At 61.6% G+C, this 23,726-nt stretch carries 17 protein-coding genes; 4 read left to right on the top strand and 13 right to left on the bottom strand.

All coding sequences use genetic code 11. The annotated features are described in order from the left end of the window. Positions 1-3: 3 nt before the first annotated feature. Positions 4-1,833 carry an LIC_10190 family membrane protein gene (locus CABTHER_RS12930; protein WP_014101108.1) on the bottom strand — a complete coding sequence of 610 codons (1,830 nt, stop codon included), beginning with the start codon at positions 1,831-1,833 and terminating at the stop codon, positions 4-6. A gap of 34 nt (positions 1,834-1,867) precedes the next feature. Here CABTHER_RS12930 and CABTHER_RS12925 point away from each other — a divergent pair, with 34 nt between their 5' ends. From CABTHER_RS12925 to CABTHER_RS12915, 3 genes are all read left to right on the top strand, one after another. Next, a complete protein-coding gene (locus tag CABTHER_RS12925) occupies positions 1,868-4,981 on the top strand; it encodes an efflux RND transporter permease subunit (protein ID WP_014101107.1) in 3,114 nt (1,037 codons plus the stop codon). Positions 4,982-5,012: 31 nt separating this feature from the next. Continuing rightward, on the top strand, positions 5,013-6,398 hold the full coding sequence (locus tag CABTHER_RS12920; RefSeq protein WP_228374111.1) for a TolC family protein: 1,386 nt from the start codon (positions 5,013-5,015) through the stop codon (positions 6,396-6,398). A 114-nt stretch (positions 6,399-6,512) separates the two neighbouring features. Further along, positions 6,513-7,031 (top strand): CBS domain-containing protein, encoded by a 519-nt coding sequence (locus tag CABTHER_RS12915; protein WP_014101105.1) that lies wholly within the window; start codon positions 6,513-6,515, stop codon positions 7,029-7,031. A gap of 44 nt (positions 7,032-7,075) precedes the next feature. Here CABTHER_RS12915 and CABTHER_RS12910 read toward each other — a convergent pair whose 3' ends face one another. The 8 genes from CABTHER_RS12910 to CABTHER_RS12875 all read right to left on the bottom strand — a co-directional run bounded on the left by CABTHER_RS12910 (position 7,076) and on the right by CABTHER_RS12875 (position 18,222). Next, positions 7,076-10,171 carry an efflux RND transporter permease subunit gene (locus tag CABTHER_RS12910; RefSeq protein WP_014101104.1) on the bottom strand — a complete coding sequence of 1,032 codons (3,096 nt, stop codon included), beginning with the start codon at positions 10,169-10,171 and terminating at the stop codon, positions 7,076-7,078. A gap of 13 nt (positions 10,172-10,184) precedes the next feature. After that, positions 10,185-11,360, bottom strand: a complete 1,176-nt coding sequence (locus tag CABTHER_RS12905) for an efflux RND transporter periplasmic adaptor subunit (protein ID WP_081464931.1) — start codon at positions 11,358-11,360, stop codon at positions 10,185-10,187. Then, complete coding sequence (locus CABTHER_RS12900) at positions 11,357-12,640, bottom strand: TolC family protein (RefSeq protein ID WP_081464930.1); 1,284 nt, start codon at positions 12,638-12,640, stop codon at positions 11,357-11,359. Before CABTHER_RS12900 ends, CABTHER_RS12905 begins: the two co-directional genes overlap by 4 nt. Positions 12,641-12,765: 125 nt before the next feature. Continuing rightward, complete coding sequence (gene galK / locus CABTHER_RS12895) at positions 12,766-13,911, bottom strand: galactokinase (RefSeq protein ID WP_014101101.1); 1,146 nt, start codon at positions 13,909-13,911, stop codon at positions 12,766-12,768. Then, the gene (locus tag CABTHER_RS12890; RefSeq protein ID WP_041569983.1) at positions 13,912-14,691 is read right to left on the bottom strand and encodes an SDR family NAD(P)-dependent oxidoreductase; all 780 of its coding nucleotides are present in this window, start codon (positions 14,689-14,691) and stop codon (positions 13,912-13,914) included. Then, positions 14,678-16,429 carry a protein kinase domain-containing protein gene (locus CABTHER_RS12885; protein WP_014101098.1) on the bottom strand — a complete coding sequence of 584 codons (1,752 nt, stop codon included), beginning with the start codon at positions 16,427-16,429 and terminating at the stop codon, positions 14,678-14,680. Before CABTHER_RS12885 ends, CABTHER_RS12890 begins: the two co-directional genes overlap by 14 nt. A 15-nt stretch (positions 16,430-16,444) precedes the next feature. Beyond that, the gene (locus CABTHER_RS12880) at positions 16,445-17,071 is read right to left on the bottom strand and encodes a nucleotidyltransferase family protein (RefSeq protein WP_014101097.1); all 627 of its coding nucleotides are present in this window, start codon (positions 17,069-17,071) and stop codon (positions 16,445-16,447) included. Further along, on the bottom strand, positions 17,068-18,222 hold the full coding sequence (locus CABTHER_RS12875; protein ID WP_014101096.1) for an XdhC family protein: 1,155 nt from the start codon (positions 18,220-18,222) through the stop codon (positions 17,068-17,070). Before CABTHER_RS12875 ends, CABTHER_RS12880 begins: the two co-directional genes overlap by 4 nt. A gap of 196 nt (positions 18,223-18,418) precedes the next feature. Here CABTHER_RS12875 and CABTHER_RS16170 point away from each other — a divergent pair, with 196 nt between their 5' ends. Beyond that, positions 18,419-19,624, top strand: coding sequence for an anti-sigma factor (locus CABTHER_RS16170; protein ID WP_014101095.1), 1,206 nt, complete (start codon positions 18,419-18,421; stop codon positions 19,622-19,624). A gap of 268 nt (positions 19,625-19,892) precedes the next feature. On the opposite strand, the gene CABTHER_RS12860 is transcribed toward CABTHER_RS16170, so the two are convergent. Genes CABTHER_RS12860 through CABTHER_RS12845 form a run of 4 tightly spaced genes read right to left on the bottom strand, consistent with a single transcriptional unit; the run spans position 19,893 to position 23,651 of the window. Beyond that, a complete protein-coding gene (locus tag CABTHER_RS12860; RefSeq protein WP_041569980.1) occupies positions 19,893-20,312 on the bottom strand; it encodes a PP2C family protein-serine/threonine phosphatase in 420 nt (139 codons plus the stop codon). Further along, a complete protein-coding gene (locus tag CABTHER_RS17640) occupies positions 20,231-20,527 on the bottom strand; it encodes a SpoIIE family protein phosphatase (RefSeq protein ID WP_014101093.1) in 297 nt (98 codons plus the stop codon). Before CABTHER_RS17640 ends, CABTHER_RS12860 begins: the two co-directional genes overlap by 82 nt. A 20-nt stretch (positions 20,528-20,547) precedes the next feature. After that, positions 20,548-21,810 carry an RNA-guided endonuclease InsQ/TnpB family protein gene (locus tag CABTHER_RS12850; protein ID WP_014101092.1) on the bottom strand — a complete coding sequence of 421 codons (1,263 nt, stop codon included), beginning with the start codon at positions 21,808-21,810 and terminating at the stop codon, positions 20,548-20,550. After that, entirely contained in the window at positions 21,807-23,651 is a 1,845-nt protein-coding gene (locus tag CABTHER_RS12845; RefSeq protein ID WP_148264109.1) for a ligand-binding sensor domain-containing protein, read from the bottom strand. Before CABTHER_RS12845 ends, CABTHER_RS12850 begins: the two co-directional genes overlap by 4 nt. Positions 23,652-23,726 lie beyond the last annotated feature (75 nt).

Below are 23,726 nucleotides of genomic sequence, written 5' to 3'. Positions count from 1 at the left end.
AGGCTACTCCGGGCTGTAGTTTTTTCTTTTGAAGCCACCGGCAATACCTTTTTCTTTGTCAATAAGCTCGATGTCTTCAAGTGAAAACTCTGACCATACTTTACCCAAAGAACAGGGTAAAGGTGAGTAACCACAGGAAATGGAATTTTTGGGAAAGAAGAACTTGACTCCATTGATGTCTTGGCTCGTAAACTGGCGTTTCAATGAAGAAACTTCCGGGAGCAACAGGAGATTTGTGTTTGTAGAAGAGTAAAAGGTAAGCGCAGTAAAGTATGCCAAATGTAGGACAAGTTTATGCGTGTAGGCTGTAAGGAAAATAAATTGTTTATACTTTTCTCTGTAAAGAGTGCTGGAGATGACCAGTAACAACAGCAGCAATGCCTGTATCAGTCCGAGCTTGCGATTGGCAACCATTATCTCTGAAATGGAAAAAGATGCCACGAGAGAAAGAGAAGAGAGGATAGCGTCTTTTTGAAAAGTTGCAAGGAGAAACATGGATACCATTGTGATTATGTAAGGTCCCATAAACTTGATCCTAGGTGCATTGATGAAGACGTATAAAACGCCGACAGCGGCAAAAAGTAACACGCTGGTATATTTTTTGCAAAAAATCAAAAAATCCTTCTTCAAAACCAGGATGCAGGAAAGAATCAGTATCATCAGGAAAATGAATAAATAAATCACACCTTTTCCGCCCAAGGTTTTAGACCAAGGAAAAATCCAATTCAGGTGATTGATATTCTCTGGAGCTTTTGTCACCTCCAGGCGTGCGAACGTAGTGATAAGTTCAATTACCTCCTTTGAAGAGTTTTCACCAATAAACCACGGAGCTTGAAGATGAAAAAGGCTGGAAGGATACAGAGGACACCCGGAAGTTAAAGCCGAAGCAGTTAACTTGGTCAACACCAAAATAGTAGTTATGATACCCCACCTCAGATGACTTTTGTTCAGTTTGAACCCAAATCTATGGATGAAGAGATAGATACCAAACAGAAAGACAGGGATGCCGGTAAGTTTGAGCGCAAAGCCGAATGAAGGAAAAATAACTGCTGGCCAGAAAAAAAGGTGTTTTACTTCAGAATCCGGTGTTTCATCCTCTGATGAAAAATACCTGAGTGAGCAGAAGACAGTCATGCCAATGATGATATTAAGTGGCACTTCTACAGAAGTAACGTAGACCCGTGCATAAAAGGCGACAAAACTTAAAAGAAAAAAGCACACCAAAAAAAATTCGTAAATGTCTTTATTGATTCGAGACAGGCTTCTGAAAAATTGGCAAAATGAAATAAAAAGCGAAAATCCGCCTACTATCAAACTGGAGTAAATTCCCAGAAAATCTTCAAAAGGTGCGGGTAATGCAAACCATATAGATTGATGTCCGAGTTGCGGATGGATAAGTGCAAGACCTGTAACCAATCCATATTCATGAAGATATTTCGCCATTTGAATATGATAACCAACAATATCTGAGGCTTCGTGGTGAGGAATGCTGATGAGAAAAAATGACAATGCTGATGAGATTAGCATTGTCAGAAAATTTTCTCTGAGGATGTCTGCCAAAGTTTGAACATCCTGCCTTGTGAGTGAAAAAAAAGCGTAGGATAGTACTGCGATTGAGACAACAACAAGATGTGTTGTTCTCAATGAAGAAAAGAAAGCAAGAATCATGAACAAGTTGGACAAAGCCAATGTCCCAATGAATGATGTCAAAAACGGCTGAATACCAAGCAATTTTATTATTTCTTTCTTTTCGAGAAAAATGGAAAGTAATGAAAAAGCTGAAAATACACTGAGAATGGAAATAAAAAACCACACAATGAGACAGACAAACATTTTATTCCTCAACCTGGAATATTCAGACTAGAAAATGCAGTGGCTGGCTGAAATCTGTATTCAGCGTCCGGTTTTCACAACCATGCTCATCGTGGCCATTGCCGTCTTTGGGCTGGTCGGCTATGGAACGCTCGGTGTGGATAGATTCCCCAATGTTGATTTCCCGGTTGTCACTGTTGTCATCGCCAATCCCGGTGCTTCGGCCGTCGAAATCGAGCGCGACATCACGGAAAAAGTCGAGTCGGCCGTCAATGCCATCAGCGGCGTCAAAGAAATCCGCTCCACTTCAGTTGAAGGCATCTCGCAGGTCAATATCCAGTTTTCACTCAACAAGGACTTCGACGTGGCGGCCCAGGAAGTCCGCGACAAGGTCAACCTTGTCATCCCCGAACTGCCCAAAACCATTGAACCGCCTACGGTTCAGAAGTTTGAAACCAATGCCTCGCCGGTCATCCGGCTGGCCGTGTCCGCTCCCTATCCGCTGGTTGAAACGACACGTCTAGCACGACGCCAGATCAAGGAACAACTGGAAACCCTCGATGGCGTCGGGCGAGTGGCGCTGCTCGGTGGGGTGCAGCCCGAAGTGCGTGTCACACTTGATCCGCTGCGTCTGCGCGCTTACGACCTGACGCCACTCGACGCCGTTGCCGCCATCGAACGCCAGAACCGTGACGCCCCGGCCGGGACGCTGGAGCAGGGCGCGCGCGAAACGGCCCTGCGCGCCCCAGGCAAAGTCCCGGATGCGGCCACCCTGCGCCGGTTGCCGCTGGCCTACCGCCAGACCTATCCCGTCTGCCTGGAGGAGGTCGCCCACGTCGAGGAAACCACGCCGCTGCCCCGTACCATCACGGCGCTGGACGGACGTTCGGCTGTCATCGTGCAGGTCTCCAAACGGGCCGGTGGCAATGCCGTGGCGCTGGCTGCCGCCGTCAAGGCCAGGCTGACCGAAATCCGTGCCAGTCTGCCCCCGGAAGTCACCGTGACCGAAGTCGGCGACAAGTCCATCTTCATCGAAGCCGCTGTCAACGATGTCAAAACCCACCTGCTTGAAGGGAGCCTGTTGGCATGTCTTGTGGTGCTGGTGTTTCTCCGGCGCCTGGGGCTGACACTCATTGCCGCCCTTGCCATCCCAACGTCCATCATTGGCGCGTTTGGCGTCATGGCCACGTTTGGCTACACGCTGGACACCATCACACTGCTGGCACTGACGCTCATGGTGGGCGTTGTCATTGACGATGCCATCATCGTGCTCGAAAACATCGAGCGGTTCATCCGTGAAAAAGGACTGCCGCCGTTTGAAGCCGCAGTCGCTGCGACGCGGGAAATCGGACTGGCTGTGTTGGCCACAACCCTGTCGCTGCTGGCCGTCTTCCTGCCGACAGCCTTTATGGGCGGCATCGTCGGACGCTTCCTCGCGCCGTTTGGCATCACGGCCGCGGCCGCCGTCGCCATTTCCATGTTCGTTTCCTTCACACTGACGCCCATGCTGTGCGCCCGCATGGCGGTTTCGCACCCGGACCGGCCCGCCGCTGCCGGTTGGACGGCGCGCTATTACGGGCCGCTGGTGGACTGGTCGGTTCGCCGGCGCGGATGGGTGGCCCTGATGTGTCTGGGCGTGGCGGCTTCCGTTGTTCCGCTGTTTATCGTCATCGGCAAGGACTTCATCCCCCAGGATGATGAATCGGAGTTCGAGGTGACGCTCCGCGCCCCGGAAGGAACGTCCCTCGCTGCCATGAGCCTGCTGGTCGAGCGCATCGCGGCCGATCTGCGTACCCTGCCCGGCGTCGCCCACACCCTGACGACGGCCGGAAGCGGCGATCCACCCGTGGCTTCCCGTGGCTACATCTACGTCAAGCTGAGACCTCTGGCGGAACGCACCGCCTCGCAGAGGGAACTCATCGGGCTGGCACGCGAACGTCTGCGGCCCTATGCCGCACAGGTGCGTACCAGTGTGCAGCCGATTACGCCTTTTGCCGGCGGGGGCTATGAAAACGCGACGATCCAGTATGTGTTGCGCGGCCCCGAACTGGAGCCGCTGGCGCTGTACGCCGAACGTCTCATGGAAGCCATGCGCCGGATGCCGGGGGTGGTGGATGTCAACTCGACGCTCGTGCTGGGCGCGCCGGAACTGCGCCTGGTCGTTGACCGGGCGCGGGCGGCTGATCTCGGTGTCGCCGTCGAAGACGTGGCCACCACGCTCAACCTGCTGGTGGCCGGGGTGGAAGTCGGTACGCTGGCGGCCGACGCCGGAGCGGCCGCTGACCGGCCGCGCATCCGGCTGCGCGCAACGGATGCCTTTCGCAGCCTGCCGGAACGTCTGGGGGCAATTGCCGTGCCGACGGCCAAGGGCGCGCCCGTGCCACTGTCCGGCCTGGTGCGCCTTGTTGAAGGGACGGGGCCGGTGGCCATCGAGCGCCTCAACCGCCAGCGCTATGTCACCGTTCTGGCGAATGTCGCCGCCGGGTATTCACTTTCGGCGGCCACCGAACAAATTGATGCCGCGTTCCAGGCGCTCGAACTGGCCCCCGGCTACGAGCGGGTCTTTGCCGGGGATGCCAAAGACATGGCGGAATCCGCCTACTACTTTGCCATCGCTTTCGGGCTGACTTTCGTCCTGATGTATGTCGTTCTGGCCGCCCAGTTCGAGTCGTTCATCCATCCCGTGACCATTCTGCTGACGCTCCCGCTGGCGCTCCCGTTTGGCCTCGTCTCCCTGCTGGCTGTTGGGCAGAACGTCAATCTCTTCGTCGGGCTGGGGGTCCTCGTGCTGTTTGCCGTCGTCAAAAAGAACGCCATCCTGCAGATTGACCACATGAACGGCCTGCGGCGGGCCGGCTGGGCGCGCGATGCGGCCATCATTCAGGCGAACTGTGACCGGCTGCGCCCCATCCTGATGACCACGCTGGCTTTTGTCGCCGGCATGTTCCCGCTGGCGCTTTCACGCGGGCCCGGCGCAAGCAGCAACCGTTCGATTTCCGTTCTCGTCATTGGCGGCCAATCGCTGTGTCTGCTGCTGACGCTGCTGGCCGTGCCGGCCTTCTATGCCCTGTTTGACGATCTGGCGGCCTGGCTCGCCCGCCGCCGCTGGTTCCGGCCACGCCGAAGCCTGGGCAGTGAGCCGTCCGTGAAATCGGCTGCCCACGACTGAGGAGGTAAACATGTGGAGGCAAGAAACGGCCATGTTCCTGTCCCGACACGTCTGGCTGCCTGTCATCATTGGGGTGGCCCTGTCCGGCAACAGCGCCCCGGCGCAGCACCTGCCGCCGGTACGCCGTCTGCCGGTGCCGGGCGTCGTGTATCCGCCGGCTGGCGGTCACGCCCCACGTCCACTGTCCCCGGCGCGCGCCGTGGAAATGGCGCTGGCCGGCGAAACTTCGGTGCGCCTTGCCGCCGAGCGCCGGGAGGAAGCCAGGGGACGCGCCCTCGAAGCCCGTGCGGCGCTGCTGCCCAACCTCAGTGGCGTGGTGACACGCGCCAATTCCGCCATCAACCTGGCCGCACAGGGATTGGGCGGTTTCCTGCCGGGCATCAGTTCCATCATCGTCTTTGACACGTTTGACGCCCGCTTGCAGCTTGCGCAGCAGTTGTTTGACTGGTCGGCCGTGCAGCGCCATCGCGCCACGCAGACGGCCCGCCAGGCCGCTGAAGTGGAAGCGCAGCTCGTGCGGCAACAGATCACCGGCGAAGTCCTGCTGGCCTATCTGGATGTGCTGCGCGCACAATCGCTGGTCAGCGCCGCTGAGCGCGAAATCGTGACGGCGCGCGCTCTGGTGCATCTGGCGCAGGAACAGCGCGCGGCCGGACTGGCCACCCAGCTCGATGTTGTTCGGGCCGGCGTCCGCCTGGCCGAGGAAGATGCCCGCCGGGCGCAGGCGCAGGTTGAGCTGGAGCAGGCCCAGGCGCGGTTGCGGCGGCTCATGGCCGTACCGGCCGACGCCGAACTGACCCTGACCGGCGAGCTGCGGTTCGTCCCCGTATCCACGCCGGACGTGGCCACCGCCCAGTCGGCAGCGCTGCGGCAACGGCTTGAAGTCGTCCTGGCCCGGCTTCAGTACGAAGCGGCCACCCGGGAACAGGCGGCCGTGGCGGCCGAACATCTCCCCTCGGTTGAAGTTTTCGCTGACTATGGCCTGAACGGCGTGCGCCCGAACCGCTTTGCCCTGCCGACGCGCACGTTCGGGGTGCGGGTCAACGTTCCGGTGTTCAACGGTGGCGCTTCGTTTGGCCGGCTGGTGGCCGAAAAGAGCCGGGCCCGCCAGCGTGAGTTGGAGGTTGCCGATGTCCAGCGGCAGGTCGAGCAGGAGGTACGGCTGGCCGTGGTCCTGCTGTCGGCCGCAGCGGAGCAGGTTGCCGCAGCCGAGCAGGCTGTGACACTGGCGCAGCGTGAAGTCGAACTTGCCGAAGAACGCTTTGCCGCCGGTGTGGCCGACAACCTGGAGGTCATCCGGGCGCAGTCGGCGCTCAGTCAGGCCCGCACTGCGCGGATTCAGGCATTGGCGCAGCACGTCATGACGCGCGTCAACTGGGCTTTGGCCCTGGGCACGATTGAGCAGTTTCAGTGGTGAGGCCATTTCAGAGGGTGACGCCACACCGTGCGCCGTGTTAGTCTGCTGTCTCCTGCACGTTGCCAACCTGGTCTGTTCGGTGCGTGCCATTCCCACCGTGGAGGAAAGGCCGTCATGAAGTGTCCGGCTTGTGGCTTTGAAAACCTGCCTGGCGCAGAAACCTGTGAGGCCTGTGGCTCTGACCTCACAGCCGTGGAGATGGATGAGCCGGAGCTTCCGATTCAGCAGCCCCTGGCCGAAGACACCATTGACCGTCTCTTTCCCTATCCGGCCATTACGGTCGAGGTGGGCACTTCGATTGGGGCCACCCTGCGCGCCATGCAGGAAAAGCGGTTTGGCTGCGCGATGATCGTCCGTGGCGGGAAGCTGGTCGGCATCGTGACCGAGCGCGACATGCTCTACAAGGTTGCCAACCGCATCACCGAGCTGGACGCCACGCCGGTGGATACCATCATGACGCCCAACCCCGGCGTTGTGCGGCACGGCGATACCCTGGCCAAGACGCTCAATCTCATGGCGATGCACAAGTACCGCCACGTGCCGATTGTGGACGACGAGGACAAGCCCATCGGTTTCCTTTCCTCGAAGGGCATTTTCAAGTACCTCTGCCAGCACGCTCTGCCCAAGGCCTAGGCGGCAAGACGGCGGGTTGCCGCTCCAGCGGCGCTTGCCGGACATCAGGCGGGCGGCACTGTGGTTTCGGGAAGTGGCGGCTTCTCCTCGGCGACGAGAACAGCATACAGGCTGGGCAGAGCCAGCAGCGTCAGAATCAGGGCCGAAAAGAGACCGCCCACGACGACGGTCGCCAGCGGACGCTGGACATCCGAGCCGATTCCGACGGCGCGCGCTGCCGGAATCATCCCCAGCAGTGCCACGATGAGCATCATCAGCACCGGCCGCATCTGCTGACAGGCGCCGGTGAAAATGGCGTCCCGTACGGACAGCCCCTCAACTTCACGCAGGCGGTTGATTTCCGACACGATGAGCACGCCGCTCATCACCGCGACGCCAAACAGGGAAATGAAACCAACGGCGGCCGAAACGCTCAGGTTGATATTGCGCAGCCACAGGGCCACCAGCCCGCCGACGAGCGCAAAGGGAACGCTGGCGAGCACGATGCCAGCATCCCGCGCCCGGCCGAACGTCATAAACAGCAGCCCGAAAATGATGGCCAGCGTCACCGGCAGCACGATGGTCAGCCGCGCCCGCGCGCGGGTGAGGTTCTCGAACTGTCCGCCCCACTCGACGGCGTAGCCTTCAGGCAGGTTGACCTGGGCGGCTACAGCCTGCTGGGCTTCGCGGACAAAGCCGCCCTGGTCACGTCCCCGGATGTTGGTGCGCACCGTCACCTGGCGCTGGTTTTCACGCCGGGCAATGATGCTGGCCCCTTCCACGACGGCAATTTCAGCAAGTTGCGACAGGGGAATGCGCCCGCCATCGGCCGTCGGCACCAGAAGCTTGCCAATCGTGGCCGTGCTGGCGCGGGCTTCCGGTGTGTAGCGGACGACGATGTCAAACCGCCGCTCGCCCTCAAACACCACGCCCACCGGCCGGCCGCCGATGGCCAGCTCGATGAGGTCCTGTACATCAGCCACGTTGATGCCGTAGCGCGCCACTTCTTCCCGGTTGACGCGCAGCCGCAGTTGCGGCTGGTCGGCTTCCTGTTCAATGGAGCTGTCAGCCGCGCCCGGAATCTGCCGGACAATGGCCAGGGTTTGTTTGGCCAGCTCCCGCAACTGCTTCAGATCGGGGCCGCGCAGAATGATGGCCAGGTCGGCACTCGATCCGGTGGCCATTTCGGTCGAGGTGTCAATGATGGGCTGGGTGAAGTTGAAGGTCGCTCCGGGAATGCTGGCTTCCAACCGGCGTGACATCTCGGCCACGAGTTGGGCCTTGGTGCGGCCGGTCGTCCAGCTTTCGTAAGGGTGCAGGTTGACCAGCAGTTCGTTGCGGTTGGGACCGAAGGGGTCGGTGCCGTCGTCATTGCGCCCACTCTGGGAGATGACGCCGGAAACCTCTGGAAATTCCCGAATCAGCGCACGGATGCGATTGGCCGTGCGAGCCGATTCCGTCAGGGAAATGCCAGGCGGCAGGTTGGCGCGAATCCAGATGACGCCTTCATCGAGCTGCGGCAGGAACTCCGTCCCAAGGCGCAGCCCGATGCCAAGTCCAACCAGCACGATGGCGCCGGCAGCCCCCACGGTGAGCCAGGGGCGCGCCAGGGTCACTTCCAGCGCAGCGGCATAGCCCTGCCGCAGCCACCGGACAACCGGGTTTTCCCACGTCCGCACACTGCGCGTCAGCCAGTAGCTGGCCAGCACCGGCGTCAGCGTCAGGGACAGCACGAGTGACCCCAGCAGCGCACTGCACACGGTAAACGCCATAGGGCCAAACAACCGGTACTCGACCCGCTCCATGGTGAACAGCGGCAGGTAGGCGGAAATCAGAATGACCATGGAAAAAAACACCGGCCGCTCGATGTCGAGCGCCGCCCGCCGGACGGTTTCAAACACACTTCGCCGGGAATGCCGGTCATCCGCCAGCCGGTGCACGATGTGCTCCACCATGACCAGCGTGCCGTCCACGATGATGCCGAAATCGAGCGCCCCCAGACTCAACAGATTGGCAGGAATGCCGGCCAGCTTCAGACAGACAAAGGCAAACAGCAGCGACAGCGGGATGGTGATAGCCGTCAGCAGCGCCGCCCGCACGTCGCCCAGGAAGAAAAACAGCACGAGCGTAACGACGATAAGCCCTTCAATGAGTGTCCGCGAGACGGTACGCAGGGTGTTGGAAACCAGTTCCCCCCGGTCATAGACGGTCACGAGGCGGACACCCTGCGGGGCAAGCTGGGTGTTGAGTTCGGCAATGGCTTCCTTGAGCGCGGCCAGCGTGTCGCTTGGATTTTCCCACCGGCGCAACAGCACAATGCCCTCGACGCCGCCGGATACGTCGTCATAGCCGAAAATACCGGTTTGCAGCGCCGGGGCGATGCTCACCTGCGCCACATCCCGGACAAACAGGGGGACACCATCAAAGGCCCCGATGACAATGCGTTCAATGTCCTGCCGGGAGCGAACCAGCCCGACGCCACGCACGACCAGGCTCTGCTGCTGATTGTCCACGATGCCACCGCCGGCATTGCGGTTGTTGGCGCTGATGGCGTCGGCCACCTGCTTGGCCGTGAGGGCGAATTTTTCCAGCTTCAGCGGGTCAAGTTCCACGCGGTAGGTCTTGACCAGCCCGCCAAAGGTGGCCACATCCGCCACGCCCGGCACCTGGAGCAGACGCGGCAGCACCACCCAGTCCTGAAGCTCGCGCAGCTTCATTTCCGGGATGCCGTCGCCGTCGAGCCGGTAGCGGTACATTTCGCCAATGCCCGACGTCAGCGGCCCCAGTCCCGGCTGTACGCCTTCCGGCAGTTCGGCATCCCGCAGCCGTTCGAGCACAAGCTGCCGGGCGAAGTAATCATCCACGCCGTCGTCAAAGGTCAGCTCGACGACGGACAGCCCGAAGATCGTCCGGGAACGGCGGCCGATGACCTTGGGCGTGTTGTTCAGGGCGCGTTCGATGGGGATAGTGACCTGCTGCTCGACTTCTTCGGCGGCATTGCCGGGAAACTGGGTGATGACGACGACACCCGTATCGGAAATGTCCGGGTATGCCTCGACCTTGAGGTTCTGAAACGCCCAGACGCCGGCGCCGATGAGCAGCAGGGCTGCGGCCAGGACAGCGGCGCGGTAGCGCAGCGCCAGATTTGGAAGTTCAATCATGGTTGCCCTCGCTTCAATTGCGGTACAGCAGCATCGTTCCCCCGACCACCACCCGTTCCTCCGGCCGGAGACCTTCGAGCACGGCGACCCGCTCGCCAAGCGCCACGCCCACCCGCACGGGACGCCAGTCAAACCTGCCCGCTTCCCGTTCAACAAAGACACCGGTGACACCTTCCCGTTCCACGACTGCCGCTTTCGGAATCACCGGCAGCGGCGTCGGGGCGTCAGAGAGGCGGAGACGGGCGAACATGTCCGGGCGCAGCCGCTGTACGCCGGAAGTGAGTTCCACAATGACCCGCGCCGTCCGGGTCTGGGGGTCAATGGTGTCGGCAATGCGGATGACCCGCCCGGTGAAACGTTCGTTGGGAAAAGCCGTCAGTTCGACTTCGACGTTTTCACCCACCTCCACAAGGTAGAGGTTGGCTTCCGGGACGTTGGCCGTGACGACCAGCCGACTCAGGTCGGCGATGGTCATCAGCGACACGGACGTATCGGTACGGTACTCGCCGGGAACCACGGCGAGTTCAAGGACCTTGCCGTTGAGCGGGGCGCGGACGGTAATGCGCTGTTCGCGTCCGCTGTCATCCAGCCCAAGGGTTTCGAGCCGCCGGCGCACCTGTTCCCGGCCGGCTTCGGCCTGCGCCACGACGGCGCGGGCCTGCTCAACCGCTGCGCGGGACTGCACCACAACGTTGTCCGCCGCCAGAACTTCCTTCTGGGCAATGGCCCGGTGTTCGTAGAGGTCTTTGGCGCGTTCGGCATCCTGCTCGGCTTTGGCCAGCGCCGCTTCGGCCTGCGCCAGACCAGCCCGGGCCTGCACGAGATTGGCTTCAGCCTGCCGCAGCGCCCCGATGGCTTCTGCCACGTCCGGGCTTTCCAGCGTCACCAGCGGTTGGCCGGCCCGGACAGCATCGCCTACCCGGACACGCACTTCCGTAATGCGTCCGGGCAGTGGCAGCATGATGCGCGCAATGCGGTTGGGATCGAGTTCGACCTTGCCGGGTGCGACGACTTCATCGCGCGGCACACGTTCGACGGTCACGGGTTCAACCCGGATTTCCTGTTTCCAGTCGTCTTTCCGGGCCGGATTGACCGGCGCTTCCGTCGGTTTCTGGCACCCGATGGCCAGACTCATGACAAAGCCAGCTAAGGCCAGTCGACCGGCGTGGGTTTTCAAGACATCTCTCATGGCGTTCCCTGAGCGGTCAGGTTGTCCAGCGTAAAACGCAGCCGCGCATATTCGGCGCGGGCATCAATGTAGCCCTGCATCGTTTCGTTGTAGGTCCGCTGGGCGTCCAGAAATTCAACGAAACTGGCTTCACCCCGGCGGTAGGCGTATTCGGTCACGTTGAGAACATCGCGGGCCTGTTCGAGCAGGCCGCTCTCGAAGCTCAGCAGGACGGTGTTGGCGGCCCGGCACTGGGCATACGTGGCTTCAAGTTGGGCGCGGATTTCCCGTTCGAGGGCCGCAATGCGCAGTTCGGACTGGCGGATTTCGGCCTGCGCCCGGGCAATCCCGCCCTGATTGCGGTCATAGATGGTCAGCGGCAGGGACAGGAACAGTCCCAGCGAGTTGCCCGTTCCGGCCAGACCCTGCTGGCGGCGGTATTCCACGCCGACGGTGTACTCGATTTTGCCCTGGGCAATCTGGAGTTTGAGATCGGCCAGCGTCCGCGCCTGCTCGGCGCGCAGCGCACGCAGGTCGGGGCGCAGATCAAGCGCGCGGGACAGCAGCGGGGAAAGCCCCGGCGGAAGGTCATCCCGGCGCATGTCCCCGACGGCCTCGAAGGTATCCAGCGCCTCGGCTCGCCCCATCAGGGCCTGAAGCCGGTTTTGCGCCACGCGCCAGCGGGTTTCCGCCTGAATGACCGCCTGGTTGAGCTGGATGGCGGAAACGCGCGTCCGTACCAGTTCAATCGGGGCCAGATCGCCGGCCCGCACCCGGGCGGCATTGATGGCGACGAGTTCTTCAAAGGTCTGCTGGTTGGCGCGCGCCAGTTGCAGGCTTTCTTTGGCGGCCTGAAGTTCGACAAACGCCTGCTGGACTTCAAGTGTGAGCTGGCGCAAAGCGTCTTGCAGGCGAAATTCGGCTGCTGCCCGGGCCTGTTCAGCGACGGCGATCCGGGCGCGGCGCTTGCTTGGGCGTTCCAGCGGCCAGTCCACACGTGCCGCATATTCTGGCGGGCCGGCATTGTTGATGGCGTCGTAGCCCGTGCCGAGTACATCCAGGTGGTCTCCACCCAGACTCAGCACCGGATTGGGACGCAGCCGGGCCGCGATGACTTCGGCTTCGGCCCGTGGAATTTCGTAGCGTTCAGCCAGAATGCTGAGGTTGCGTTGCAGGGCTTCGGCGACGGCCTGTTCGACGGTGATCGCCATCGGGTTGGGCGTCTGGGCCGAAGCGCCAACGGTCAGCCACAGCAGGGCCAGAACGGTGACACACCATACGTGCATCCGAACACCAGGCATGGACAGCTTTGTACTCCAGAAGGGTGGGGTTGGTGTCCCCGCAGGATGAGCTAAGTTATCGTGGAAGACGAACAATTGACGTGGCTAAACAAACAGCCTGTCTTTTCCCGACCAAGGCTGTCCGGTCAGTCCATTTCGCCGACGCCAGCGGCCGGTTGGACGACCCACATCCGGGCCGTGCCGCCGGTGTGTTGGGCATAGGCCCGTGGGACTTCACGCAAAAAGGCATCCAGGGCTTCCGGCGCGACGAGGTTGACCGTACAGCCACCAAACCCGCCGCCGGTCAGCCGCGCACCGTAACAGCCGGGAATCTGCCGGGCGGCCGCCACCAGCGCATCGAGTTCCGGGCAACTCACGGCATAGTCTTCCGAAAGTGACCGGTGGGAAGCCGTCAGCAACGCCCCGGCCTGGGTCCAGTCGCTGGCGCGCAGCGCTTGGGCAAATGCCGTGACCCGGCCGATCTCGGTCACGACATGCCGCGCCCGTTGCAAGAGTGAATCCGAAAGCATCCCGGCCGCCTGCGCCAGTTCGGCTTCGGTGACATCCCGCAATGTTGTCCGGTCGGGAAACAGGCGTTGGAGAACACTGAGTGCAGCTTCGCATTCCTGCCGGCGTGTGTTGTATTCCGAAGCCGCCAACTGGTGCTTCACGCCGCTGTCGACCACCACGACGGCGCACTGGTTTGTGTCGAGCGGAATGAAGTCAAAAGCCAGGGAACGGCAGTCCAGCCAGACGGCATGCCCGGCGCGCCCGTGCGCCACCACGAACTGGTCCATCAGTCCGCAGCGCGTTCCGACGAAATCGTGCTCGGCCGCCTGTCCGGCGCGGGCGAGTGCCAGACGGTCAACTGTGTGTCCGGCCAGAGTGAGCAGGGCAAAGCCGACGGCGACTTCCAACGCGGCCGAGGAAGACAGTCCCGCTCCGGTCGGAATGTCGCTCGTGATAAGCAGGTTCGCGCCGGTCAGGCGAAAACCGGCAGCTTCGAGGTGAAAGGCCGTTCCGGCAAGGTAATCACGCCACGTGCCGGTACGCCGGCCGGGGGCATCGAGGTCAAGAACGTCTGTTTCCCCCAGGTCGTGGGCGATGACGTGCAGTTGCCGGTCAGAACGGGGACTGGCCCAGACCCACAGGCGCAACCCGATTGCCATCGGCAGTACGATGCCCGCGTTGTAATCCACGTGTTCGCCGATGAGGTTGACCCGTCCGGGAGCTGAAAAACACCGGCCGCCGACGCCAAACTGCTGCCGGAAGGTTTCCGCCGGGGTTGCCATTCACAGTACCCGCTGGATGAGCGCCCCACCGTCCACGGTTAACACCTGGCCGGTCATGTAGGATGCCTTGTCGGAGGCCAGAAACAGCGCGGCAAAGCCGATGTCATCCGGTTCGCCAATGCGTGGAATGGGCTGGGTGGCTTTGAGGCGGCGCATCAGGTCTTCGTTCTTCCAATAGAACTCGCTGAAGTCGGTGCGAACAAGACCCGGTGCCAGCGCGTTGACCCGAACGCCGTGGGGGCTGAATTCCTGCGCCCAGTTGCGCGTCATCATGATAAGTCCGGCTTTGGTGAAGCTGTACAGCAGTCCCTGATACTGCGGCTGAATGCCGGAAATGGACACGACGTTGATGATGGAGCCGCCGGTGCCGCGCTCGATCATCTTGGGCACAGTCAGCCGGATGAGCCGCAGCACAGACTTCACGTTGACATCCACCATTTTGTCGAGCATTTCGTCGGTCACATCGAGCGACGGCCCTTGGCCAATGTTCGTCACGCTGTTGTTGACGAGAATATCCACCGGGCCGAAAACCCTTTCTGTTTCGGCCACGAGGTTTTCGATGTCTTCCTTGCGTCCGACATGGCAGCCGACGCAGTGGATGCGTCCGGGCATGTCGGACAGCTCGGCGGCTGTCGCCTGAAGCACTTCCAGCTTGCGGCTGGCAATGACGACATTGGCGCCAGCCGCGACGAAATGCTTCGTGATGGATTTACCGATGCCGCGGCCGCCGCCGGTGACGATGGCAACCTTGCCGGCAAGTGAGATGTCATTCAGGGCCATGGTGCGTCAAACCTGTGTGTGGAGTGGAATGTCGCCAGTTTGCCGGGAACACGTGTGAAGCGCAATGCTGGCTGCGGGCTGGAAGTCCCTCTTTCAATGCCGGCTTGGAAGCCTGCGCTCCCGGTAATTGCCCCAGGGTCACATTGCCGTCCGTTGCCTTGCCGTTACGCTCCAGCGTGCACCGTTCGAGCCGGGCGGCAGCGCGCTCCAGCGCCCGGACGCCCGCCTGCCGGTTGTCTGCAATGCGGCTGTCATAGGCCCGGAGCTGGGCCTGCCCGGTAAGCCGGATGCCATCTCCGCCGTGTCCGATAATGTCACATTCAACGAGTTCCAGCCGGGCGCCATCGGTGGCGGCAAGACCATGGCCCGGTCCGTCGTGCAGGCGGCTGCGGCGCATGACAAGCCGCGTCTCCGTCCCTTTCACGGCAACCCCCTCGCCCGCCACAGCCGTCATCTGACTGTCCTCGATAGTAAGCGCGCCCCCATTGAGTTGTATGGCCGGAGCCTGATGGCTTTGCAGCGTCAGGCCGCGCACAACCTGCGCGCCGAGGCTCTGGCGCAGGCAGGGCGCATCATGTGAAGCAATAATGACGCTGCCAGCCGGACCATCGGCGACGAGTTCGATGTTTTTTGTCAGGAGGACAGTTTCGCGGTACACGCCGGGACGAATGAGAATGCGCGCGCCGGTCCGGGCTGACCGGATGGCTTCTGAAATTGTTGCAAAGTCGCCGCCTGCCGGGGCCACAATCGTCTCGTTCGGCAGCATTCGCCACATGTCTTTGCCTTCAAAATACCGAACGGTTAGCCAGATGCCGGCCAGCATCAGAAAACTGATGAGTCCGATAACCAGTAGCGCCAGGCGTCCCGTGTGGCGTCCGGGCGGGGAAGCGATGGACGCCACGGCAAACGGACGGAGGGACGGTGACGACGTACGTGCCGTGGTTTCCTGGGCGAGTTCTGCGGCGCAGGCGGTCAGTTCTTCGGCCATCTGCTGCGCAGTGGCGTACTGCCGGCGGCGGTCGCGTTCGAGCGCACGCGCGACGATATGCCGCAGTCGCGCCGGAAGCGTATGTGGAAGTGGGTCAGGATAGAGCGTCCGAATCGCCAGCAGCAGATCGTCTTGGTTCTGGTGCGGAAACGGCAGGTCTCCGCTCAGCAACTCGAACAGCAGCACGCCGGCTGCCCAGATGTCGTCCTGGGGCGTCGGCGGCGCGTCGAGCGCATGGGGAGAGACATACGGCAGGATTTCCGCCGGACGCGGGCGGACCTGGCTGAAGCCGTAGCCGCGCAGGCGCACATGTTCACCGTCGAGCGCCACGTAATCCGGGGCAAGTCGTCCGTGTACCTGCCCGTGTTCGTGCAACACCTGAAGCGCCTCCAGAAGCTGCCGGATGGTGTGGACGGCTGCTTCCGGCGTGAGCGGACGTGGACGCTCGGCCAGCGATGTGGGCAAGTAGGGGCTGACGACGAACGTCAGTGCGTCCATGGTCACGACATCCAGCACCGGAAGCAGGTTGGGGTGCGGGGGTAGCTTGGCCAGCTCGAAGGCCACGCGGGTCAACGGACTCGTCGCCGGTGTGTCCTGAAACACATCAAGCCGGACGATAGCCTGATCCAACAGGCTTTGCCCGCGCCACGCGGCATCGCCCACATCGGCCGTCAGCGAGGCATCGAGGCGGTACTCACCGATGACCAGACCGGGGCGCAAAGGAGGCACATTGGCGGCGGGGTGCGGCATGGGGCGCCTGGAATGTTACCGACGCAGAAAGGCGGCGTAGTCTTCGTCGGTGTCAATGTCGCATGCGCCTTCAGGGAAGGGCAACGTCGTCACCTCGTGGCGGTATTCCTGCAGGTAGCGTCGGGCGCCGATGTCGCCATGCGCTTCCAGCAGCCGGTGACGCCAGACGTACCGGAAGAGTACCGGCACGCCGGGCGTCCCGGCATAGTCGCAGGCGGCCGCCGTGGCTTCGGGATGGTCGCGGAGAGCGTCCTGAAGCCGGTGAAGCTGTGTGACCGACACCAGCGGTTGGTCCGGGGCGAGGACGAAGAAGGTGGCTTCCGGCGGCCGGTTCGGGGGAAGTGCTGCGACGCCACAGCGCAACGACGCGCCCAACCCTTCCGCCCACTGTGGGTTGTCAATGAGTTGGACATCGGGGCCGCTGTCGGCGTCGGCGAGGTGGGCGCGGTAGCTTTCGGCATGGCCGCCAAGCACAACGAGGATGGGCGCAGCTTGAACCGCGCGCGCCAAGCGGATGGCGCGTTGCAGGAGGGATTCGCCGTCAATGGACAGCAGAAGCTTGGGGCGTCCGCCCATCCGCCGCGCCGCGCCACCGGCCAGCAGGATGGCGGCACTGGGAAACCGTCCGGGCGCGACGCTCATGGCGACAGGGAGGAGGAGACTGGCAGGGGCGTGTGAATGGGTGCTTCGCGTTGGCGCAGAAACTGGCCGTTGCGCCGGTTGGCAACGGCCAGAATTTCAGCCACGATGGAGACCGCCACTTCCACGGGCGTTTCCGCGCCGAGGTCGAGACCAACCGGAAAGTGCCAGGCTTCAACAATTTCTGGAGCAACACGACAGCCTTCGTCCGCCAGTTCGGCCAGCATGCGTTCGGTGCGCCGCCGGGGACCCAGCAGGCCGACGTAGCGCGGTTGGACGGCGGCCAAACGGCGTACGATGGCTTTGTCGCTGGGGTAGTGATGGGTCATGACGACGACATGATCCTGCGCCCGCAGCGGGAGGTCATTGACCGTGGGCACCACGAGTACCTGCCGGGCGGTGGGGAAGCGTTCCGGCGTGGCCAGCGCGGGACGCCAGTCGGCCACAGTGACATGCCAGCCGAGCCGGTCGGCGAGTTGTGCCAGGGGAAGTGCATCATCGCCAGCGCCCAGAATGGTCAGTTGGAGCGGCGCGGGCAGGAATTCGACAAAGGCTCTGAGGCTGCCCCGCGCAGTGGTGTAGGTCATCTGCCGGGAGCGGCGTTCAGACAGGCAGGTGCGCAGTTCGAAGTGGAGCTGCCGTATCCAGCCTGCCTGTTCAATCGGCGCACCGTTGGCTTCGGGGGTGTCGGCGGTATGCAGCAGCCGAAAGCCGGCGCGCCCGGCAAACTCACCTTCTGCCTGGAAAACATGTGCCAAGGCAGCATCTTCGCCGGTTGCGCGGGTCAGGGCCAGCAGGTCGAGAGGGTGATGGCTCTGGTTGGCGTGGAAAGGCTCGATGTAGATGAGGGTTTCGCCTTCACAGCCCAGCGCCGGCCCCCACGTCGTATCCGTAGCGACATCGTGCAGGTCATAGCTCACCAGTTGCGCTTTGCCGCTGGCCAGAATCGCCTGCGCCCGCTCGATGAGGTCCGGTTCAAGGCAGCCGCCACTGATGTTGCCAACCGTCTCGCCTGTTTCAGCGATGAGCATGCGCGCCCCGGGCCGCCGGTAGAACGAGCCGGTAACACTCACCACGGTGGCGAGCGCCAAGTGGCATGGAGCCGGGGAGGTGAAACGGCGCAGCGCCATCAGAAGCACATCGAGTTCAGACATCGTGGTATAAAAGGCTAAGGCTGATAAAGGCGGTTGTTCACCACTGGCTGAATGAACGGCGGTTGTTCGTGCTTTGTAACATGCTTGGGTTGTCACACTGAAATTTTTGAGTGCCGTATAACCTGCCAGCCGGAACCTTTTTCTGTCGGCAGCGACTACCAGCTTGCCAACTGTACCCACAACTGAAGGACTGGCTATGTCATCTGCGTCCGAGGAACTCGACAATCCGCTGTATGGCGACTTCGAGGATTACCTCGACGGCAAGCTGCCGCCGGCGCGCCACCGGGAAGTTGCCGACTTGCTGGCGCGTTCCGCGGCGGCGCGGGAAAGGCTGGAAGAGCTGCGAACGGCGCGCAAGTGGTTGGAGGGAACGCACTGGGACGTGCCGGAGCCAAGCGGGTGGCCGTCGGCGGGGGAAATTCTGGCCCGTGCCGGCTGGCGCCCTGCGGCGTCGTTGCCGGCGGCCAAGCCTGACCGGTCAACCGGAAGATTTGCCGGGTGGCTGTCCGGGTGGATGCCCTGGCAATGGAATGTTCGTTCGCCGGTCTGGGCGCTGGGGGCTGCGGCAGGTGTGTTCTTGCTGGTTGGGGGCGGTTTGTGGTGGTGGGTTCTCAGCCCGTCGGCGCCGGATGAACTGGCACAGTCAAAGGTGTCTGAAAATTCAGAGCCGCTGGCGCGGCCGGAGTTGGCGCCGGCCCGGCCGGAGGATGCCGCCCGTCCGGCACTGCCCGCCGAAGCCACACCGGCTGGTGCTGCACCACGGAAAAAAGACCCGGCAGCATCGGCATCGGAAGCGGCGTCGCCGGAGGGGAAATCAAAGCGGTCGGGGCCCTCAGCCGGTTCGGCCAGGGTGGCGGAAGACTCGCAACGGGCTGAGGTGGCCTCTGCGCCGTCGCCACTGGCCGCCCCGGCAGGGCCACCGGCCGGGCGGGTACCCGCTGCGCCCGTGCCGTCAGCCGGAGATGAAACGGCGCACAAGGCAGAAGCGATGTCGGCGGAACGGCGGGAAGCCCGTCCCTTGGCCGCGGCCCCGCCGCTGGAGGCGGGGGCTCCACCGCCTGTGGCCGGGCGAGCGTCCGGTACTGGAACTGCTGACAGCGCACGCGATGAAACGAAGGAAGCCCCCAAGGCAAAACCGGGTTCGGCGGCCAATGCGCAGGGGGCAGCCGCCCCGGTTACGGCGCTGACCTTACGCCTGGTGGTGGCGAACCGGCGCGCGGCGCTGACTCAGGTGGCGACGGTAGTGCGTGAGTTTGGTGGGAGCGTACGGCTCGATGGTGAACAGGTGGTTGTGACTGTACCGGCCGGGCAGGTCTCCGCTTGTGCCGCCCGGCTACGGGTGCGGGTGGCTGTTGTGACAGAAGGGGAAACGTTGCAGGTGACGATCCGGGAGCGTGAGTGAGGGGGGCGAGTGGCGAGTGGAGAGTAGCGAGTGGAGAGTAGCGAGTGGCGAGTGGCGAGTAGTGAGTGGTAAGTAGCGAGTGGCGAGTGGGGGGTGGCGAATAGCGAATAGCGAATAGCTGATGGGGAAAGGAACGATGCGAGCAGATAACGGAGAGCTGGCTGGTTCGTTCGTATGTTTCTATCCTTTTTTCACTTTCCATTTCTCAGTCTCCATTTTCCATTCCCCATTCGCTATTCGCCACTCGCTACTCGCTACTCGCTACTCGCTACTCGCCATGTTTCACCTTGAGGCGGACACCAACAATGGCAATGTCATCGAGTTGGGCTTCTGTGCCGCGAAAGAGATGGATTTCCCGTGAGAGGGCTTCGGCCTGCCTGGCGGCTGGCAGGCTGGCTATTTGCTGCAGCTTCTGCCCGGTTCGGCGCGAACCATAGCGTTCACCGGTGGGGTTTTTCTGGTCGGTGAAACCATCGGTCAGCAGGTACAGCATGGTTCCGTCAGCGTAGTCAACCTCGTGGTGGGTGAAGGTCCGGTATGCCTCGCGTTGGCGTCCGCCGATGGATTTCGTATCGCCTTTGATGGTGGTGAGTTCACCGGCCGGCGTCACGAGGTAAGCGCGAAGGGCCGCGCCGGAAAAGCAGAGCCGGCCAGTCGCGCGTTCGATGCGGCACAGTCCGATGTCCATGCCGTCCTGGCGGTTTTGGTGTCACCGTCCTGCTGCAGGGCGCGGCGAATGCCAAGGTGGAGCTGTTCCAGAATGAGAGCCGGTTCAGTCACACCTTCCTGAATGAGTCGATCGAGCAGTGTGATGCCGATCATGGACATCAGCGCGCCCGGTACGCCGTGCCCGGTGCAGTCGCCGACGGCCAGAAGCACCGTATCGGCGTCGAGGTTACGCAACCATTGACATACTCCCCTGCCTAAAGGCAGGGGATTCTTGTTCTTGGTTCTGCGAGCGCACTTACTTCATCAGGTTGCCCCTCTAAAGCAGCGGTGCATCTCTCCCCAAGCGTTCCCTCTTTCGAGGCAGTTCCCTTTTGCCCAAAGGTACTGTTTTGCCACTCCATTCCCAAGATGCTTAGTCCCTTCTTGAGGATGTTCAAAGCCGCATTCTGGTCTCTGTCTAGTTCAAATCCACATTGAGGACAACTATGGGTTCTGGTGGATAGGGTTTTTACTACCCTATGCCCACAGTGACTACAGTCCTGTGTGGTGTACTGCGGCGGTACGCTGACGACTGCCTTGTCCCACACCTTGCCGTAGTAGTCCAGCCACGCAGTGAATTGAGACCAGCCAGCATCATGAATGGATTTGGCAAGATGATGATTTTTGACCAGGTTCTTCACCTGCAAGTCTTCATACGCCACGACATCGTGAGATGCCACCACGCACCGTGCCTGCTTAATTGCCCAGTCTTTACGCTGGCGTTGGACTTTCAGATGCACTTTGCCCAGTCGCTTTCTTTGCTTGTGGTAGTTCTTGGATTGGGATTTTGCCCCCTTCTTGAACTTCCGACTTAATCTGCGCTGGTGTTGCTTTAACTTCCTTTCACTACGCCTCAAAAACTTAGGATACTCTACAGGGTTGCCGTTCTGGTCGGTGTAGAAAGCCTTTAAGCCCAAGTCAATGCCAATCACATTGCCTGTGTATTCTCCCCGCTCTTTGCGCTCCACATCCAGGCAGAACTGAGCATAGTACCCATCTGCCCTGCGTATCACCCGCACCCGATTGATTTTGGAGTTTAGGATATGGTGTCTTGCCTCACCATTGCAGTACAGAGCAAAAGCACCAGCATTGAAGCCATCAGTGAAGGTGATAGACATTCCATCTCCTGACAGCTTCCAGCCAGATACCTTGTATTCCACAGAACGGCAATGCTTCTTGAACTTGGGATACCCTTTCTTGACCGCCTTGTTTCTGCAGTTGGTATGGAACCGGGAAATGGAAGCCCAGGCTCGCTCTGCACTTGCCTGCCTTGCCGCTGAGTTTAACTTCCTGACAAAGTCAAACTCTTTGGCCAGGTCTTTGCAGTGGGCATAGAGAACAGCTTTGTTGACGCTCTTGTTGTCCATCCAGTACCGCACACATTTGTTTCTGACAAACTGTGCGGTACGGATGGCTTCATCCAGAGCCTGATACTGCTCTACTGTCCCGTTGAGTAGCTTGGCTTCCATGACTCTCATACTGCTATTTTATCACAGGTTTGGCTTGATAAAACAGCGTGCGCCTTATATCCCTGCCCTAAAGTGCAGGGCTTTACGGCGTTTTTTCGGTAAAAGTCTCCCGAGACAATATCGCGCGGCAGATACACCACGAAGGCATCGGTGAGTGTTGTGGTGAGTTGTCCGGCACGTGGCAGCAGCGCCCGTTGGATGCGCTCGGCGTAGCGGATGCTCTCAAGCATCTCGGCGTTTTTGCGTTCGATTTCATCGCGCTGGCCGCGTAGTGCTTCCTGTTGTTGGTAAATTTCAGCCGTACGCGCCGCCACGGTCTGTTCGAGGCGGAGGGCCAGCCGGCGCAGCGCCGCGAGCCGCCACCGAACGCCTTCGGCAATGAGACTGAGCGCCAGCAGGAGGTAGCCGGCATAGGCGAGGCGGGTACGGTACCAGGGCGCGGGAATGGAAAACCTGACTTCAGCCACATTCGCGCTGGCCACACCGTCGCGGTTGAAAGCGCGCACGCGGAAGGTGTACGTGCCGGGGGGCAGACCGCTGAAATAAGCCGTCCGCCGTGAGCCGGCGGCTTGCCAGTCCTGACTGAGACCGCTGAGCTGATAGGCAAAGGTCACCTGCTTGGGCAGGATAAAACTGAGACCCGTGTAGTGGATTTCAACGGTTTGGGTGTGCACGGGCAGCACCGGAGACAGGTTTTCCAAGGATTGCCCATCGGCCAGCAGCCGTTCGATGGTCACGGGTGGCGGCGAAGCGTTGTAAGGCAGTGTGACTGGGTTGAGGATGGCGATCCCGTTGGTCGTGGGAAACCACAGGCTTCCATCGGCGGCCCGGCAGCCGGCGGGCTGGCGGCTGCCGTTGCCTTCCTGGTCGCGCATGCCGTCGGACGGGCCAAACACGCGACATGTGACGCGGGGTTGCCGTTTTTCGGCGCAGGCAGTGAGTTCAGCCCGTGGGACGGTGAAAATTCCCAGATTGCTGGACATCCAGAAGCGATCCTGATCGTCCACCAGAATGACGTGAATGTTGTCGTCGAACAGTCCCTGCCGGGTCGTGATGGCGGTGAACCGGTGGTTGGCGAAGTGAACCAGTCCGCCGGCCGTGCCAAACCAGAGAATGCCCTGTGAGTCGTGGTAGAGGTATTTGACGTTGGGGTTGGGCAGTCCGTCCGCCACACCGTAAAGGGTGAAGCGTCCCTGCCGCTGGCAGACCAGCCCGCGATTGGTGCCGATCCACAGGTTGCCATCCCGGTCACGTCCGATGAACAGTACCTGGGCGTCGGGAACGGGGTAGCCTTCGTTTGTTCCCATCCGGGTGAACTTGCCTCCGGCAAAGCGGCAGAGTGTCGTGCCGGCGCCAATCAGCAGGCTGCCGTCGGGTTCCTCGTGGATGACGCGCACGGGGAGTCCGCTCAGTCCGTTGGCTGGTCGGTAGGTGGTGAAACGGTTGCCTTCCTTGCGGGTCAGTCCGGTGGAGGAGCCGAGCCACAGCGCGCCGGTATGGTCTTCACACAGCGCCAGGACGTCGTCACCCGGCAGCCCCGGCCGGCCCGACTTTCCCGGACGCTGGCCCCAGGTAGCCGTCACTTTGCCCTGTTCGATACGTGACAGCCCGCCTTCGCTCGTGCCGACCCAGATCACTCCCGCCCGGTCCTGCAGGATGGGGTAGGTATAGGTTCCCAAAAGTCCTTCGGGTTCGCCCAGAGGGGTCACGGCCCCGTCGTGAAAGCAGTACAACCCGCGTCCCGTTCCCACCCAGAGTTCGCCTTCGCGTCCGGTCAGGAGACAGAGGGACATTTCGTGGACGCCGAAGGTCACAGTGTCCGTTCCGGGATGGGGGGGTGGTGTGAACACGTCAATGGTTTCGCCACGGCAGCGGATCAGTCCCTGGGTGTAGGTGCTTACCCGGAGGTTGCCGTCGGGGTCTTC

Source organism: Chloracidobacterium thermophilum B (assembly GCF_000226295.1).
In the GTDB taxonomy this organism is placed as follows: Bacteria; Acidobacteriota; Blastocatellia; order Chloracidobacteriales; family Chloracidobacteriaceae; genus Chloracidobacterium; species Chloracidobacterium thermophilum.
This window is presented reverse-complemented; position numbering and strand designations above follow the sequence as displayed.